This window comes from Massilia sp. IC2-476 (genome assembly GCF_020707295.1).
GTDB lineage: Bacteria > Pseudomonadota > Gammaproteobacteria > Burkholderiales > Burkholderiaceae_D > Telluria.
In genome coordinates, this window is sequence record NZ_JAJFER010000003.1 from 101,169 (window position 1) to 117,199 (window position 16,031).

General features: G+C 66.5%; 9 protein-coding genes and 1 pseudogene. 5 read left to right on the forward strand and 5 right to left on the reverse strand.

Annotated features, from left to right (window positions below):
• Positions 1-30: 30 nt before the first annotated feature.
• The 4 genes and pseudogenes from LK539_RS09410 (at position 31) to LK539_RS09425 (ending at position 9,270) form a co-directional block, all read left to right on the forward strand.
• A complete protein-coding gene (locus LK539_RS09410) occupies positions 31-1,197 on the forward strand; it encodes an efflux RND transporter periplasmic adaptor subunit (RefSeq protein ID WP_227800664.1) in 1,167 nt (388 codons plus the stop codon).
• Positions 1,198-1,225: 28 nt separating this feature from the next.
• Positions 1,226-4,432, forward strand: a complete 3,207-nt coding sequence (locus tag LK539_RS09415) for an efflux RND transporter permease subunit (protein ID WP_227800665.1) — start codon at positions 1,226-1,228, stop codon at positions 4,430-4,432.
• A 242-nt stretch (positions 4,433-4,674) separates the two neighbouring features.
• A pseudogene (locus tag LK539_RS09420) lies at positions 4,675-4,899 on the forward strand (IS1595 family transposase); the annotation flags it as partial.
• A 153-nt stretch (positions 4,900-5,052) separates the two neighbouring features.
• The gene (locus LK539_RS09425) at positions 5,053-9,270 is read left to right on the forward strand and encodes an ATP-binding protein (RefSeq protein ID WP_227800666.1); all 4,218 of its coding nucleotides are present in this window, start codon (positions 5,053-5,055) and stop codon (positions 9,268-9,270) included.
• 166 nt (positions 9,271-9,436) lie between these two features.
• On the opposite strand, the gene LK539_RS09430 is transcribed toward LK539_RS09425, so the two are convergent.
• The 4 genes from LK539_RS09430 to LK539_RS09445 all read right to left on the reverse strand — a co-directional run bounded on the left by LK539_RS09430 (position 9,437) and on the right by LK539_RS09445 (position 13,492).
• A complete protein-coding gene (locus LK539_RS09430) occupies positions 9,437-9,886 on the reverse strand; it encodes a hypothetical protein (RefSeq protein WP_227800667.1) in 450 nt (149 codons plus the stop codon).
• Positions 9,887-10,136: 250 nt separating this feature from the next.
• The gene (locus LK539_RS09435) at positions 10,137-11,132 is read right to left on the reverse strand and encodes an NAD(P)H-hydrate dehydratase (protein ID WP_227800668.1); all 996 of its coding nucleotides are present in this window, start codon (positions 11,130-11,132) and stop codon (positions 10,137-10,139) included.
• Positions 11,133-11,140: 8 nt separating this feature from the next.
• Positions 11,141-11,902: a histidine phosphatase family protein gene (locus tag LK539_RS09440; RefSeq protein WP_227800669.1), complete on the reverse strand. Its 762-nt coding sequence runs from the start codon at positions 11,900-11,902 to the stop codon at positions 11,141-11,143.
• Between the two features lie 189 nt (positions 11,903-12,091).
• The gene (locus tag LK539_RS09445) at positions 12,092-13,492 is read right to left on the reverse strand and encodes an L-cystine transporter (protein WP_227800670.1); all 1,401 of its coding nucleotides are present in this window, start codon (positions 13,490-13,492) and stop codon (positions 12,092-12,094) included.
• Positions 13,493-13,774: 282 nt separating this feature from the next.
• Between LK539_RS09445 and LK539_RS09450 the strand changes: the two genes are divergently transcribed.
• The gene (locus LK539_RS09450) at positions 13,775-15,484 is read left to right on the forward strand and encodes a methyl-accepting chemotaxis protein (RefSeq protein WP_227800671.1); all 1,710 of its coding nucleotides are present in this window, start codon (positions 13,775-13,777) and stop codon (positions 15,482-15,484) included.
• Between the two features lie 143 nt (positions 15,485-15,627).
• Here the strand turns inward: LK539_RS09450 and LK539_RS09455 are convergent, their stop codons facing one another.
• Complete coding sequence (locus tag LK539_RS09455) at positions 15,628-15,804, reverse strand: hypothetical protein (RefSeq protein WP_227800672.1); 177 nt, start codon at positions 15,802-15,804, stop codon at positions 15,628-15,630.
• Positions 15,805-16,031: the final 227 nt, after the last annotated feature.

Sequence of the window (16,031 nt, forward strand, 5' to 3'; positions counted from 1 at the left end):
AACAACCAAGTCCATTCTCTGGAGAACCACATGCTGCGCAAATCACTACTCGTCCTTGCCATCGCTTCGGCGCTCGTCGCCTGCAGCAAGGAGTCCAAGGAACCCGCCAAGCCGGGCCAGGAGACCGCCCAGGCCGGCGCCAAGGGCGCCCCCAAGGACAAGCGTCCTTCGCAGCTTCAGGTCGCGCCGGAAGACGTGCTCACCGTCCAGAGCGACACCCTGAGCAGCGGTCCGGTCGTGACCGGCTCAATCCAGCCGGAGCGCAAGGCCGACCTGCGTGCCGAGGTCTCGGCCGTCGTCCTGCAGGTCCTGAAAGAGAATGGCGAGCCGGTCAAGCGCGGCGACGTGCTGGTGCGCCTGGATGAAACCGCGATCCGCGACACCGTCGCTTCCGCCGGCGAAGCGGTGCGTGCCGCCAGCCAGGCCCTCGACCAGGCCAACCGCCAGCTCGATCGCATGAAGACCCTGCGCGCCTCGGGCATGACCTCGGCGGTCGGCCTGGACGAAGCCGAAGTGCGCCGCAACAGCGCCCAGAGCGAACTCTCGGCCGCCCGCTCGCGCGCCGCCACCGCGCAGCAGCAGCTGTCGCGCACCGTCGTGCGCGCCCCGTTCGACGGCATCGTCTCCGAGCGCAAGGTCTCGGCCGGCGACACCGCCACCATCGGCAAGGAACTGGTCAAAGTCATCGACCCGAACAGCATGCGCTTCCAGGGCCGCGTCTCGGCCGACTCGATCGCTGCCGTGCGCACCGGCCAGAAGGTCAATTTCCGCGTCAACGGCTACGGCGAGCAGCAGTTCGCCGGCATCGTCAAGCGCATCGACCCGGCCGCCAACGCCGTCACCCGCCAGGTCGAGGTGGTGATCGAGTTCGCCGACAAGAACCAGCCGAAGGTGGCCGGCCTGTACGCCGAGGGCCGCGTCGACGCCCAGTCGACCGACGCCCTGATGCTGCCGGAAGCGGCGGTGGTGCGCTCGGGCGACAAGGCCTACACCTGGCGCATCAAGGACAAGACCCTGTCCCAGGTCAACCTGGTGGTCGGCGAGCGCGATCCGCGCACCGGCAACTACGAGATCAAGCAGGGCCTGGCCGCCGGCGACATCGTGCTGCGCGCCCCGACCTCGAACCTGAAGGACGGCCAGAAGGTCGACATGGCGACCGCGCGCGTCGCCAGCGCAGCGCCGGTGCAGGGCAAATAAGGGCACACGCCCATAAGGAAAATAACAAATGTTCCTCTCTAATTTCAGTGTCAAGAAACCCGTCGCCACGGTCGTGCTGATCGTGGCGATGATGGCCATGGGCCTGCTGGCCCTGTCCAAGCTGAAGGTGAACCAGAACCCGGACGTCGAGGTGCCGATCATCGTGGTCGACATCCCGTATCCGGGCGCCTCGCCCGAGACCTCGGAGCGCGAGATCACCAACCGCATCGAAAAGCAGATGCTGGCGATCCAGGGCGTCACCGAAGTCAATTCGAATTCCTACGAGGGCGGTTCCTCGATCTGGATGGAGTTCGATTTCGGCCGCAACCTGATCGAAGCCTCGGACGACGTGCGCAACGCGATCGCCTCGGTGCGCTACAAGCTGCCGGTCGAGATGCGCGAGCCGATCATGCGCCGCATCGACCCGGCCTCGGAACCGGTCATGTCGCTGGCGCTGTCCTCGAGCTCGCAGAGCCACGCGGAAATCTCGCGCTATGCCGAAGACGTGCTGGCCGATAAGTTCCGCGCCATCGATGGCGTCTCCACCGTCACCGTGAATGGCGCCCTGCGCCGCGAACTGTCGGTGCTGCTGCGCGCCGAGAAGCTGCGCGAATTCGGCGTGTCGGTGTCGGACGTGACCAATGCCCTGCGCACCCAGAACACGAATGCGCCAGTGGGCAAGCTGCGCAGCGAGCTGGACGAGAAGGGCATCCGCCTGGTCGGCCGTATCGAGCGTCCGGAAGATTTCTCGCAGGTCGTCGTCAAGCGTAATGGCGACCAGATCGTGCGCCTGAACCAGGTCGCCGAGATCAAGGACGGCTACGCCGACATCAACAGCCTGTCCATGCGTAGCGGCAAGCCGAACGTGGGCATCCAGATTGCACGTTCGCGTGACGCGTCGACCGTGTCGCTGGCCAAGAAGGTCCACAAGGTGGTCGAAGAGACCCAGAAGGAACTGTCGGAGGGCACCAAGCTCGAAGTCGTGCGCGATGGCGGCGACGACGCCCAGATGAGCCTGAACAACGTGATCGAAGCCCTGGTGCTGGGCGCGATCCTGACCATCTTCGTGGTGTACGCCTTCCTGAACTCCTGGCGTTCGACCCTGATCACCGCGCTGTCGCTGCCGACCTCGGTGCTGGCCGCCTTCATCGCGGTCTGGCTGTGCGGCTTCACCCTGAACTTCATGACCCTGCTGGGCCTGTCGCTGGCGATCGGCGTGCTGATCGACGATGCGATCGTGGTGCGGGAAAACATCGTGCGCCACATGGAACTCGGTTCCGACCGCCGCACCGCCGCCCTGGAAGGCACCGCCGAGATCGGCATGGCCGTGGCCGCGACCACCTTCTCGATCATGGCCGTGTTCATCCCGGTCGCCTTCATGCCCGGCATGGCCGGACAATGGTTCGGTCCGTTCGCGCTGACCGTGACCTGCTCCGTGATCGTGTCGCTGTTCATCTCCTTCACCCTCGACCCGATGCTGTCGGCCTACTGGGGCGACCCGCCGGGCCATCACCATGCCAAGAAGAAGGGCATCGGCGCGGCGCTCGACAAGTTCAACCACTGGTTCGACCACCAGGCCGACCGCTACGGCAACGTGATCGCCTGGGCGCTGCACCACCGCAAGTGGATGGCCGCCATCGCCGTCGCCAGCTTCGTCGGCGCGATCGCCCTGCACGCCACCTTCGGCGGCTCGAGCTTCCTGCCGAAATCCGACCAGGGCACCCTGATGGTCGAGATCCGCGTGCCGGCCTCGTCGAGCGTCGAGTACGCACGCCGCAAGGTCGAAGCGGCGGCCGAGCTGGCCCGTTCGATCCCGGAAGTGAAGGACACCAACAGCAATGCCAACACCGGCGGCGGCCGTATCTATGTCGACATCGGCAAGCGCAGCACCCGCAAGCGCAGCGGCGCCGACATCGCGGTCGAATTGCGCGAGAAGGTCGGCCGCCTGGTCGGCGCCGAGTACACCGTGATCGACGACCTGAACGGCGGCGGCAAGCCGGTCCAGATCCAGTTCACCGGTCCGGATTCGCGCAAGCTGATGGACCTGACCACGGCCTATATGGAAAAGCTGCGCCAGGTCCCGGGCGCGGTCGACGTCACCCTGTCGGAGCAGGATCCGAAGAACGAGTTGCAGATCGTGCTCGACCGCGGCCTGGCCAACGCCATGGGCATCTCGATCAACGACGCCGCCCAGTCCCTGCGCGTGGCCTTCGCCGGCATCGAAGTGGGCGACTGGGTCGACCCGAGCAGCGAAACGCGCGACGTCGCCGTGCGCCTGCACCCTGACGACCGCGTGAATACCGACAGCATCGAGCGCCTGCCGATCGCGGTGTCGGGTACCGGCATGATGGTGCCGCTGGAGCAGATCGCCAGCATCACCATGGGCAAGGGCCCGGCGGCCATCCGCCACAAGAACGGCGAGCGCATGATCACCGTGTCCGCCAATGCCCAGGGCCGTTCGCCGGGTGAGGTCACCGCCGACGCCATGAAACTGGCGAAGAGCTTCGACTTCCCGCCGGGCTATGGCCTGCAGCTGGGCGGCGCCGGCCAGGACCAGCAGGAAGTGTTCAGCGCCATGGGCATCGCCCTGATCTCGGGTATCGGCCTGATGTACCTGATCCTGGTGATGCAGTTCGGTTCCTTCACCGCACCGATGGGCGTGATGCTGTCGCTGCCGCTGTCCCTGATCGGCGTGGTGCTGGCGCTGCTGCTGACCAAGAACACCCTCAACCTGATGAGCCTGATCGGCGTCATCATGCTGATGGGCCTGGTGGCGAAGAACGCGATCCTGCTGCTGGACGCCGCCCGTGCGCTGGAAAAGGAGGGCATGGACCGCGAGGAAGCCCTGATGCAGGCCGGCCGCAAGCGCCTGCGTCCGATCCTGATGACGACCTTCGCGCTGATCGCCGGCATGCTGCCGGTGGCGCTGGCCCTCGGCGACGCCGGCCAGTTCTACCAGCCGCTGGCCATCGCGATCATCGGCGGCACCATCACCTCGACCTTCCTGACCCTGCTGGTGGTGCCGACCTTCTACGACAGCATCGAGATCGCCCGCGACCGCATGTATGCGAAGTTCAACCGCCGCGCCGGCCGCTTCAACCCGGCCCTGGCCTTCCTCATGACCTTCGTCGAGGCGATCCTGACGCTGACCTTCGTGCGCTTCGTGTTCCGCGGCATCGTGCGCATCGGCCGCCTGGTGACCGGCCGCGGCCGCGGTACGCCGCAGCCTGTGTAAGCGGGTTTGCTTCGGCAAGAGCCAGCCTTCGGGCTGGCTTTTTTTTTGGCGCTGTCACCGCTACGCGTAGAAACTGAACTGCTGAGCTGAATGGATGTCCAACCTGGATCGATGACAGGAGGGACAATGAATGCCGCGGGCTTTCGTCGTTTGCTGCAGCAGGCAGGCTTGCTCAGCCGCCAGCAACGATCGCTGCTGATCGAATTCCTGCGCCCGGCGCTTGGCCTGGATCAGGTGTACTAGACCAGCCCGATCGCCTGGCGGGCATTGCTGAGGCGGACGAGAAGTTCATCCGCGAATCGCAAAAGGGTTCGCGCTGCCTGGACCGGCCTGCCCGCAAGCGCGGTGGCAGCGCACACAGCCGGGGAATCAGCAACGAGCACGACTGCATTCTGGTGGCCCGTGACCGCAGCGGTCAGACCTGTTCCTGCGTGACCGGAGGTGCTCCCGTCACGGCCAGGCAGCTGCTGCGAGCAGCAATCGGCATTTTCCACATCCAACGCTGACAGCGCCTTTTTTTTCGTCCCGACCGGGCAAGGACGAGATATAGTTGTGCGCTTGATAAGACATGCGTCATCTCGTGCTTTAAAATTGTCGAATTGCCGAATCGGCTTACCTTCATGAAAGCCATTTCCATGCTCGACAAGACCACGGCGCCCGACGAACGCGAACTCCAGCCGGATCTCAACTGGCTGGCGGGCGGTGGCGAGATGGGAGCCTTGATCCGCTCGATGGACTGGTCGGGTACGCCCCTTGGACCGCCGGAACAGTGGCCGCAAAGCCTGCGCACGACGGTCAGCCTGTGCCTGTCCTCAACCTTCCCGATCCTGGTGTGCTGGGGCGAGCAGGACATCCAGATCTACAACGACGCCTACCGTCCGATCTGCGGCGACCTGCACCCGAGGTCGATGGGAGCCCCATTCAAGGAAATCTGGGCCAGCGCGCTACCAGTGGTCGGTGAGGCATTCGACCGCGCACACAAGGGCGAGGGCGCCTACATCCGCGACCAGCGCATGTTCCTCGACCGCCACGGCTACCTCGAAGAAGCCTTCATGACTTTTTCGTTCTCGCCCATCCGTGACGAGTCCGGTGCGGTCGGCGGGGTATTTCACCCGATCACCGAGACGACCGCGCAGGTACTGGGGGCGCGCCGCACGCGCGGGCTGCGCGAACTGAGCGACGCACTCGCCAGCGCACGCACGGCAAGCGACATCGGCCACCAGCTTGCGGCCGGCCATGCGGCGCTGGCCGACGACCTGCCCTTTGTCCTGTTCTACAAGCACGACGTGGAGGCAGGCCAGCTACTCTTGCGCGGCCGTGCCGGGATCGAAGGTGACTGCCCCCTGGCGCCCGCGGCGCTGGCGCTGGATGACCCGACCTGGCCTTTCACGCGCGCCGCCGTGGAGCGCACTTCCCAGCGGGCCGAAGGCCTGGCTGCACGCTTCGCCGGCTCGCGCTGCGGCACCTACGAGGAGGCGGCGGATACGGCGCTGGTGCTGCCGGTACTGCTGCCCGGGCAGCAGGAACCCTACGGCTACCTGGTGGGTGGCGTCAGCCCCCGGCGCGCCCTCGATGCCGATTATTTGCATTTCTATGATCAGCTGACGGCGGTCGTCAGCACCGCGGTGGGCAATGTCGTGGCCTATGAACTGGAACAGCGCCGCGCCGAGGAACTGGTGAAGATCGACCGCGCCAAGACGGCTTTCTTCTCCAATGTATCGCATGAATTCCGCACGCCGCTGACCCTGATCCTGGGTCCTCTCGACGATGCGCTGTTCGATGCCGCCGAACCGCTGCCGCCGGCCCAGCGCCAGCGCATCGAGCTGACCCAGCGTAATGCCTTGCGCCTGCTGAAGCTGGTCAACTCGCTGCTCGACTTTTCGCGCATCGAGGCCGGGCGGGTGCAGGCCAGCTACGCGCCCGCCGACCTGGCGCGCCTGACCCTGGACCTGGCCGCCGTGTTCGAGTCGGCCATGGCGCGCGGCGGCCTTGCCTATACGGTCGAGGCGCAGGACCTGGGCGAGCCGGTCTGGGTCGACCGCGACATGTGGGAAAAGATCGTCTTCAACCTGTTGTCGAATGCCTTCAAGTTCACGCTCGACGGCAGCGTCACAGTGCGCCTGCAGCGCCACGAAGACAAGGCGCGGCTGTCGGTCAGCGATACCGGGACCGGCATCCCCGAGCAGGAACTGGGGCGGGTGTTCGAGCGCTTCCACCGCATCGAAGGCGCTGCCGGCCGCACCTATGAAGGTACCGGTATCGGTCTGGCACTGATGCAGGAGCTGGTATGGCTGCATGGCGGCACCATCGCAGTGCATAGTGTGGAGGGCGAGGGCACCAGGTTTGACATCGACATTCCCTTCGGGCATGCACACCTGCCTCCCGAGCGCGTGCTTGCCGCCCCGCTGCTGCCGGGCGACGCGCGCATGGGCGCCGCTTTCGTCGAAGAAGCATTGCGCTGGCTGCCCGATGCCGAGGATCTTCAGGCCCCTGCACAGGTGGCGCCCGTCGCGCCAGCAGGACAGGCGAGTGGCGAGGCACGCCCCCGCATCCTGGTGGCCGACGATAACAACGACATGCGCGCCTATCTGAAATCGCTGCTTGCGCCGTACGCCGACGTGACCCTGTGCGCCGACGGCGAGGCGGCCTTTGCCATGCTCCAGCGCGATCCCCCCGACCTGCTGCTGAGCGACGTCATGATGCCAGGGCTGGACGGCTTTGGCCTGATCGCCCGTATTCGCGCGGACGAGCGCCTGCGCGACGTGCCGGTGATGCTGCTGTCCGCGCGGGCAGGCGAGGAAGCCAAGGTCGAAGGCCTGCAGGCCGGCGCCGACGACTACATGGTCAAGCCTTTTGCGGCGGGCGAACTGCTTGCGCGTGTGCGCGGCCACGTTGCCCAGGCGCGTGAGCGACGTCGACTGCACTACGAGTCGGCGCGGCGCGACGCCTATTTCCGCGCACTGGTCGACGCCTCGCCTGCGATGCTCTGGACGACCGATGCGAACGAGCATTGCACTTACCTCAGCAAGCGCTGGTACGACTTCACCGGCCGCCGGGTGGAGCAGGATCTCGGTCGCGGATGGCTCGAGAACGTGCATCCGGACGACCAGCAGCGCACGGTCGAGGCCTACCTCGAGGCGGCCGCGGCACGGGAGCCATTCGCGATCGACTTTCGCCTGCGGCGCCATGACGGCGCCTATCGCTGGGTGATCGACACCGGTTTGCCGCGGAGCGACGACGCGGGGCGCCCGGATGGGTATGTGGGCACCGTCATCGATATCCATGAGCGCCGGGTGCTCCAGAAGCGTTTCGAACGCGTGGCGCAAGCCGGCAACATCGGCGTGTGGTATGCCGATGCGCCCTTCGAGCAATTCAGGATGAATCCGGAAATGGCCGCCCAGCTCGGACTTGGCGGCCAGCGCCAAACCGGTGTGGAAGCGCTGCTCGCCGCCGTGCATGAGGCCGATCGACATCATTTCGAGTCACGCCTGCGCCGGGCGCTGGAGCAGGGAAGCACGCTCGACATCGAATTCCGCAGCGGCAGCATCGAGGCGGGCGGGATGCGCTGGCTGCACGCCGTCGGCTGGTGCGACCTCGACGACGACGGACGCCCGCTGCGCTTCGACGGCGTGACCTTCGACGTCAGCGGCCACAAGCAGGCGGAGCAGGAGCTGCGCCATCTGGCGGACGAGCTGGCGGCGAAGAATCGCCAGCAAAGCGACTTCCTGTCGACGCTGGCACACGAGCTGCGCAACCCGCTTGCGCCGATCCGGGCCGGGATCGACCTGATGCAATTGGATGCCGCCGGGTCGACGCTAGCCCGGGCGCGCGATGTGCCGGGCATGATGCAGCGCCAGGTGGACCATATGGTGCACCTGGTCGATGACCTGCTCGACATGGCGCGCTTGTCGGAAGGCAAGCTGATCTTGCGTCTTGAGACAGTGGAGCTGGGTGACGTCGTGCAGGATGGCGTCGAGATGGCGATGCCACTGGTAAGCGCGCGCGGCCATCGCCTGGCGCTGCACACGCCGGAGACGCCGGTGCTGTTGCAGGCGGACCGCCATCGCGTGGCGCAGGTGATCAGCAATCTCGTCAACAACGCCGCCAAGTACACCCCCGCCGGCGGCGCCATCAAGGTCGAGTCGTGGACCGAAGGCGCCGAGGCAGTCATCGCCGTTTCCGATAGCGGCATCGGCATCGGCCCGGATGCGTTGTTGCATGTGTTCGACATGTACGCGCAGGGGCAGTCGAGCGAAGCGATGGGCGAGGGTGGGCTGGGCGTCGGCCTGAACCTGGTCAAGCGCCTGGTGCAGCTGCATGGCGGAAGCGTCGTGGCCCACAGCGACGGCGAAGGCAGGGGAAGCCGTTTCACGGTCCGCCTGCCGTTGCCGCAGGCTGGAAGCGAAGTGATCGTCCCGGCGCCCGCACCGGCCGAGTCCCCGGCCGGGCCGGTGGGGCCCTTGCGCGTACTGGTGGTGGACGATAACGTCGATGCAGCCGAGATGCTCGCGGCCCTGCTCGAGATCGGCGGGCACCGCGTGACCCTGGCGCACGATGGCGCCGGCGCCCTGCGCGCGGCGCGCGAGCTGGCGCCGCAGGTGGTGTTCCTCGACATCGGCCTGCCCGACATGAACGGCTACGAGACTGCCGCCGCATTGCGCAAGATTGCGGGCCTGGAGGGGGCGATGCTGGTGGCCTTGACCGGCTGGGGCACCGCGGATGACCGCGCACGCGCACGGGATGCGGGTTTCGATCACCACCTGACGAAGCCTGCGGAATTTGATGCGGTCAACCGTCTGCTAGACGCGGCTGCGCTGCAGTCTGGACGAGAAAGCTGATGGGAAGGCGGCTTGGCGCAGAAGGGAAACAACCCGGACACGACTAAGCCAGCCTCGGGAGGCTGGCGATCGCCGCTGTAAAACGGCACGAAGCCACGCTTCCGGCAAGGCCGGAAGTCCCGGAGCCCGCACCGCGGGCTCCGTTCGTTGCCAGGCGGATGGCCGATTATTGGCCGGTGGTGCCGCCGGTGGTGCCGGTGCCGGTGGTGCCGGTCGTGCCCGAGGTACCCGAGGTGCCGGTGCCGCCGGTGGTGCCGGTCGCGCCGGTGCCGGTGGTGCCAGTTGCGCCGGTACCGGTGGTGCCGGTTGCGCCAGTGCCGGTTGCGCCGGTGCCGGTGGTATCGCCGGTGGTGCCGGTTGCGCCGGTGGTGCCGGTGCCGGTGGCGCCGGTGCCCATGTCACCGGTGGTGCCGGTGGTGCCGGTGCCGGTGGCGCCGGTGCCGGTGTCACCCGTGGTGCCGGTGGCGCCCGAGGTGCTGGCCGGTGCGGTCGCCGAGGTGTCCGGCGTGGTAGTGGTGGCGTCAGCTGCCGGCTCGTTCTTGCGGCAGGCGCCCAGCAGGGAGGCCAACACGGCAGCAGTCAGCAGGATTTTTGGTGCTTGAGTCAGTGCTTTCATTGTTTAACTCCTCGTTTCACGTCTATCTTGTGCCGCGGTCTCCAGGTGAGGCCTTGGAGGTCCGACAGCGCCAGGTTAGGTCCTCTGAGGGTTCGGAAACCCAGCAGTGGAACCATCAGGGAACCGACGCAATACGCGGCCCCGGTCAGTGCACGAATCCGACTGGAACAGCCAGGCAGCCAGGCTGCCAGCCAATTGGACCATACACTGTCGTACTTGTTTCCGCCTTGTGCTGCGGAGTTGCCAGAGACTAGGTGTCATGGACTCCCATCCCCCGGCCCACCGGCATCTGCCGGGTGGTTTCGGTGTCGCCGGTTCGCTTGCCGGCGACCTGTTCCAACAGGGCGGGTATTTCATGCGAAATTTCCCGCGCCAAATATCCAAGTGTGCCCATGCGTTCCGCCAGGCGTTCGCCGGCACGCGCATGCAGCGCCACACCCCAGCAGACGGCCTGGTCGAGCGGGGCGCCGCGCGCCGCCAGCCCGGTGATGATCCCGGCCAGCACGTCTCCGGATCCGGAGATGGCCAGGCCGACATTGCCGCCTTCATGCTGGTACAACGTTCCATCCGGCGATGCGATGACAGTACGCGCACCTTTTAATGCGACGACTGCATTCCAGTCGCGCGCAGCCTGCAGCGCGCGCGGGTCGGGCGCGCCGACGATCTCTTCCTTTGCGATGCCGGTCAGGTGCGCCATCTCGCCCGCATGCGGGGTGAGGATGACGGGACGCTCGAAACGCCAGGGCATGCCCGCGGGCCAGTGCGCGGGCGGATGCAGCAGGGCGCCCATGGCGCAAGCGTCCAGCACCACGCGCGTGCCGGCCGACTCGAAGCGCGGCAGCAGCGCATGCACCAGCGCGGCGGTGGCCGGCTCGTCGCGCATGCCAGGACCGACCAGCACTGCATCGACACGGTCGGCCAGCGGGTCGAGGCAGGCCACGGCATCGAGGCTGAAGCCGGCGCTCGCGTGTTCTTCCAGGCCGATGACGCGCGCTTCGGGCATGGCCAGCGCCACCAGTTGCGCCACGCTGCGTCCGGTGGCGATGGTGAGCTTGCCGGCGCCCGCGCGCAGGCAGGCGGTGGCGGCCAGGATGATGGCGCCCGGCATCTCGCTCGAGCCCCCCACCACCAGCACGTGGCCGCGGATCTCCTTGTCGCCTTCGACAGCCGGCATCGGTAGCGGCCAGCCCTGCAGCAGGGCTGTGTCGACGTCATGCACGGCAGGGGCACGGGTGAGCGTTTCCATGGGATGGCTTAGGCCTTCGGTGCTGCAGGCAGGTCCTTGCTGGCGGTGACGGGCGTGCCGCTCGCTTCGAGCGGAGCAACGAAGTTCACGAGGCGCAGGGCCAACTGGCCGCCCTTGCCCAGCGCGGGGTCGAATTCGTAAGAGGTGACCGAGCAGTTCGGCACGTCGCCGGCGCGGTCGAAATCGAGGATGGTCTTCTCGTCCAGGCGTTCGAACAGGTAGCGGAAGCAATTGACCGTGACCTGGTGCGCGACGATCAGCACGCGCTCGCGGCAGTACTCGCGGTTCAGGGTGTCGATCACGCTGCGCAGGCGCAGGATGACGTCGCACCAGCTCTCGCCGCCGGGCGGACGGAAGTAGAACTTGCCGACGTGCTGGCGCTGCTCGTACAGCTCGGGATGGTGGTGCGCGATGCCGTAGGTGGTGAGGCGGTCGAGGATGCCGAATTCCTTTTCGCGCAGGCGCTCGTCGGATTCGACCACCAGGCGCGAACGGTCGAGGCGCTGCATCAGGATGTCGGCGGTTTGAAGCGCGCGGACGTAGGGCGAGACCAGCACCACGCTCGGCTGCTGTTCCGGCGGCAGGGCGGCGAACCAGGAACCGAGGGCCTGCGACTGGCGCTCGCCGAGCTCGGACAGGGGCACATCGACATCGCGGTCGGCGATATCGATGCGATGTCCGGCGGCGGCTTCGGCGAGGTCACGCGCGACATTGCCGGCGCTCTGACCATGCCTGACCAGCCAGACTTCCTGTGGCCACTTCTGTTCCATTACCTGCCCGTCTCTGATATTGACATGACGTCATCATAGACGGATTCTACGGGCGCAAAGCGCACGATTGCGGGGCTTCCGCGCAGGCTCGCCGTAGCGTCGGAGCCCTCTTACAAAGGCTGTTTACAGGGCAAAAAACGCCCCTTCAAACCACGCAAGTCGTCCCGTCAGACGTCGCAAGTCGTCCCGTCAGACGACTTGCTCTTCGCCGTCCAGGTTGATCTCGGCGTCGCTGTCGAACACCCGCATGTCGGTCTGCCCGAGCATGCGGCTGGTCAGCGTGCCGGCCATGACCGAGCCGCTGACGTTGAGCGCCGTGCGGCCCATGTCGATCAGGGGTTCCACCGAAATCAGGAGGCCCGCCAGCGCCACCGGCAAGTCCATCGCCGACAGCACGATCAGCGCCGCGAAGGTGGCGCCGCCGCCCACCCCGGCCACGCCGATCGAACCGAAGGCGACGATCGCCAGCAGCGGCAGCAGGAAGGTGGCGGTATAGGGATCGATGCCGACGGTGGGCGCGATCATCACCGCCAGCATGGCCGGATAGATGCCGGCGCAGCCGTTCTGGCCGATGGTGGCGCCGAAAGAGGCGGCAAAGTTGGCGATGCCTTCCGGCGTGCCGAGGCGCCCGGTCTGGGTCGCCACGCTCATCGGGATGGCGCCGGCGCTGGTGCGCGACGTGAAGGCGAAGGCGAGTACCGGGAAGATCTTGGCAAGGTAGCGGAGCGGGTTCAGGCCGCTGCCCGTTACCAGCAGCAGGTGCACCACGAACATCAGCGCCAGCGCGCAGTAGGAGGCGGCCACGAAACTGGCCAGGCTGAGGATGTCCTGCAGGCTCGAGCCCGCGACCATCTTGGTCATCAGGGCGAACACGCCTAAGGGCGTCAGGCGCAGCACCAGGGTCACCATGCGCATCACGATCACGTGCGCCACGTGCACGAAGCCGCTGAAGGACTGGAACACTTCGGGTTTCTTGCCGGCGATACCGGTGGCCGAGACGCCGATAAAGATCGCGAACACGACCACCGCGATGGTCGAGGTCTTGCGCGCACCGGTCATGTCGAGGAAGGGATTGGCCGGGATGAAGGACAGCAGCATGCCGGGCAGCGAGATCTCCTTGGCCGCCGCCAGGTTGCCCTGCAGGTATTCGCCGCGCGCCACTTCGGCGGTGGAGGCGGTCAGGCCGACCGCGCTCAGGCCGAACAGCTTGGCCATCAGGATGCCGATCGCCGCCGCCACGATGGTGGTCGTGATCAGGATGCCGATGGTGAGCGTGCTGATGGCGCCGAGCGAAGAGGCGTTGCGCAGCTTGAGGATGGCCTGCACGATCGAGACCATGATCAGGGGAATGATGATCATCTGGAGCAGCTTCACGTAGCCGCTGCCGACCACGTCGAGCCAGGCGCCGGTGGTGCCGATGACGGGCGAATCGGCGCCGTACACGGTCTGCAGCATCGCGCCCAGCACCACGCCGAGACCCAGGCCGGTAAACACCCGCTTGGTAAAGGAAACGTGGGTGGCCTGCAGGCGGTACAGCAGCACGCAGACCAGCAGTGCCAGGGTCAGGTTGATCAGGACAGGAAAGTTCATTGGGGCCTTTTCGTGGCGGCTAATGCGCTGGAGAAATCAATCGCAGCATTTTATAGGCAAACCGGCATCACCGCCGGAGCGGGCTGCAGCACCATCGTGGTGCAGGGCGTTGTCGGGTCAATCATGAATGGTGACAGGGTGGCAAGCACATGTGGCATGCGGGCGACGGTCGCTCTGGAAAACGCGAGATTGACTGTCCGGTTCCCAGGTCCAGCGGGGTTTTGTTTCTATAATTCAATACGTACTGACGTCTTTGCTGCCAACACATTCATCGGATTTCCCATGTTTAAACATCTCAGCATCAAGTCTCGCCTGATCTTCGTCATCGCCTTCCTGGCCGCCGAGTTGCTGGCTGGCGCGGTCATCGGCCTCTACAATTTGAGCGTCGCCAACAGCGAAATGAAGAGCATGCATGACGACCGCGTCGTCGCGCTCGGCCAGCTCAGCCGGGTCATGCAGCTGATCACCACTAACCAGCTGCTGGTCACCAAGGCGGCGCACCAGGAAGACGCCGCGGCGCGCAACACCCTGGTGGCGGAAGTCGACGCCAACATCGCCGCGGTAACAGCCACCTGGAAAGCGTACGAGCAAACCGAGATGACCAGTGAAGAAGCGGCACTGGCAGCGAAATTCGTGGAGGCCCGCAAGGCCTTCCTGGCGCAGGGATTGCAGCCTGCGCTTGCCGCCATCCGCGCCGGCGACCTGGCCCAGGCCAGCCAGCTGGCCAGCGGCGCCATGGAGCGGGGCTTCCAGCCGGTAGGCGAGCTCGGCGGCCAGCTGCTCGGGCTGCAGCAGCGCGTGGCGAAGGTCGAATACGAGCGCTCGCAGCAGAAGTATGAAATGGTGCGCCTCGTGTGCCTGGCAGGCCTGGCCTTCGGCCTCGTGATGGCCGCCGTGGTCGGCTGGATGCTGGTACGCGCCATCGTGCGCCCGATCGAGCAGGCCGTGCAGGTCGCCGCCGCGGTCGCGGCGGGTGACCTGAGCCAGAAAATCGAGGTCAGCTCGAAGGACGAGACCGGGCGCCTGTTGCAGGCCCTGAAGGACATGAACGAAGCGCTGGTGCAGATTGTCACCCGCGTGCGCGGCGGCACCGACACCATCGCCACCGCGTCCGGCCAGATCGCGGCCGGTAACCTGGACCTCTCGAGTCGCACCGAGCAGCAGGCCGGTTCGCTGGAAGAGACCGCCTCCTCGATGGAAGAACTGACCTCGACCGTGCGCCAGAACGCCGACAACGCGCGCCAAGCCAATGTCTTGGCGGCTTCGGCCCAGCAGGTGGCGGGCAAGGGCGGCGAAGTGGTCGAGCAGGTGGTGCAGACCATGGGCGCGATCAATAGCTCGGCAACCCGCATCGTCGACATCATCTCGGTCATCGACGGCATCGCTTTCCAGACCAATATCCTGGCGCTGAACGCGGCCGTGGAAGCGGCCCGCGCAGGCGAGCAGGGCCGCGGCTTCGCGGTGGTGGCGGGCGAGGTGCGCAACCTGGCCCAGCGCAGCGCGGCGGCGGCCAAGGAAATCAAGGCCCTGATCGACGATTCGGTCCAGAAGGTGCACCACGGTTCCGAGCTGGTCGACCAGGCCGGTGCAACGATGACGGAGATTGTCCAGAGCGTCGGCCGCGTGACCGACATCATGGCCGAGATCACGGCCGCCAGCCAGGAGCAGACCGCCGGCATCGAGCAGATCAACAGCGCAGTCACCCAGATGGACCAGGTGACGCAGCAGAACGCCGCGCTGGTCGAGCAGGCCTCGGCGGCGGCGCAGTCGATGCAGGAAGAAGCGGCGGCGCTGGCCCAGGCCGTCGGCGTGTTCAAGCTCGGCGTCCAGGCGGCGCCAGCCGCTCCGGTGCGCGCCGCGGCGCCTGCGCGGCCGGCAAAAGCGCCGGCACGGATCGCGGCGAAACCGGCGGCCGTCAAGCCCGAGCGCAAGCCGGCCAGGCCGGCCAAGGCCAAGGCCGAGGAAGCGACCGAAGGCTGGGAAGAGTTCTGACGGGCAGCGTAAGGGAAGGGCGGCCAACACGGCCGCCAGCTAGCGGTACGACTTGAAAGCAGCGGGCAGCGATGCCCGCTGTTTGTTGATGCGCCCAGCGCTGCCGGCGCGGGACGCCGTGCAGGGACTGGCGGAGGAAGTGCTTATTCGAAGGCGATGACGAGTGCGGCCAGGCCGACGCAGAGGCCGACGGCGACGCTGATGCGCTGGCGCAGGCGGCTCGACACGATGCCCTTGGCAAAGGTGCGCTTCGGTGCACTCGGGTTGCTGCGGTCGATGGTCGCAGCGTGGATGTTCGGATGCGAATGCTCGGTATTCATGTCGGTTCCTTGGTCCTTTGTTTGCCGTCTCCACCGGAGACTGGCGGTTCGATAGTGGAAAGCGCCCGGAGGCGCGCTCATGCATGGCAGCTTCGGTTCGGCGATATCGCGATGCCCGCGCTCGCCGGCTCAGACAAGTGGCACCGGAGCGGCCGGACCGGATCGACAAAGGGCGATGCGCTGGCAGTCCGAAAGGCTTGCCAGCCAGCGCTCAATGATAAATCCGG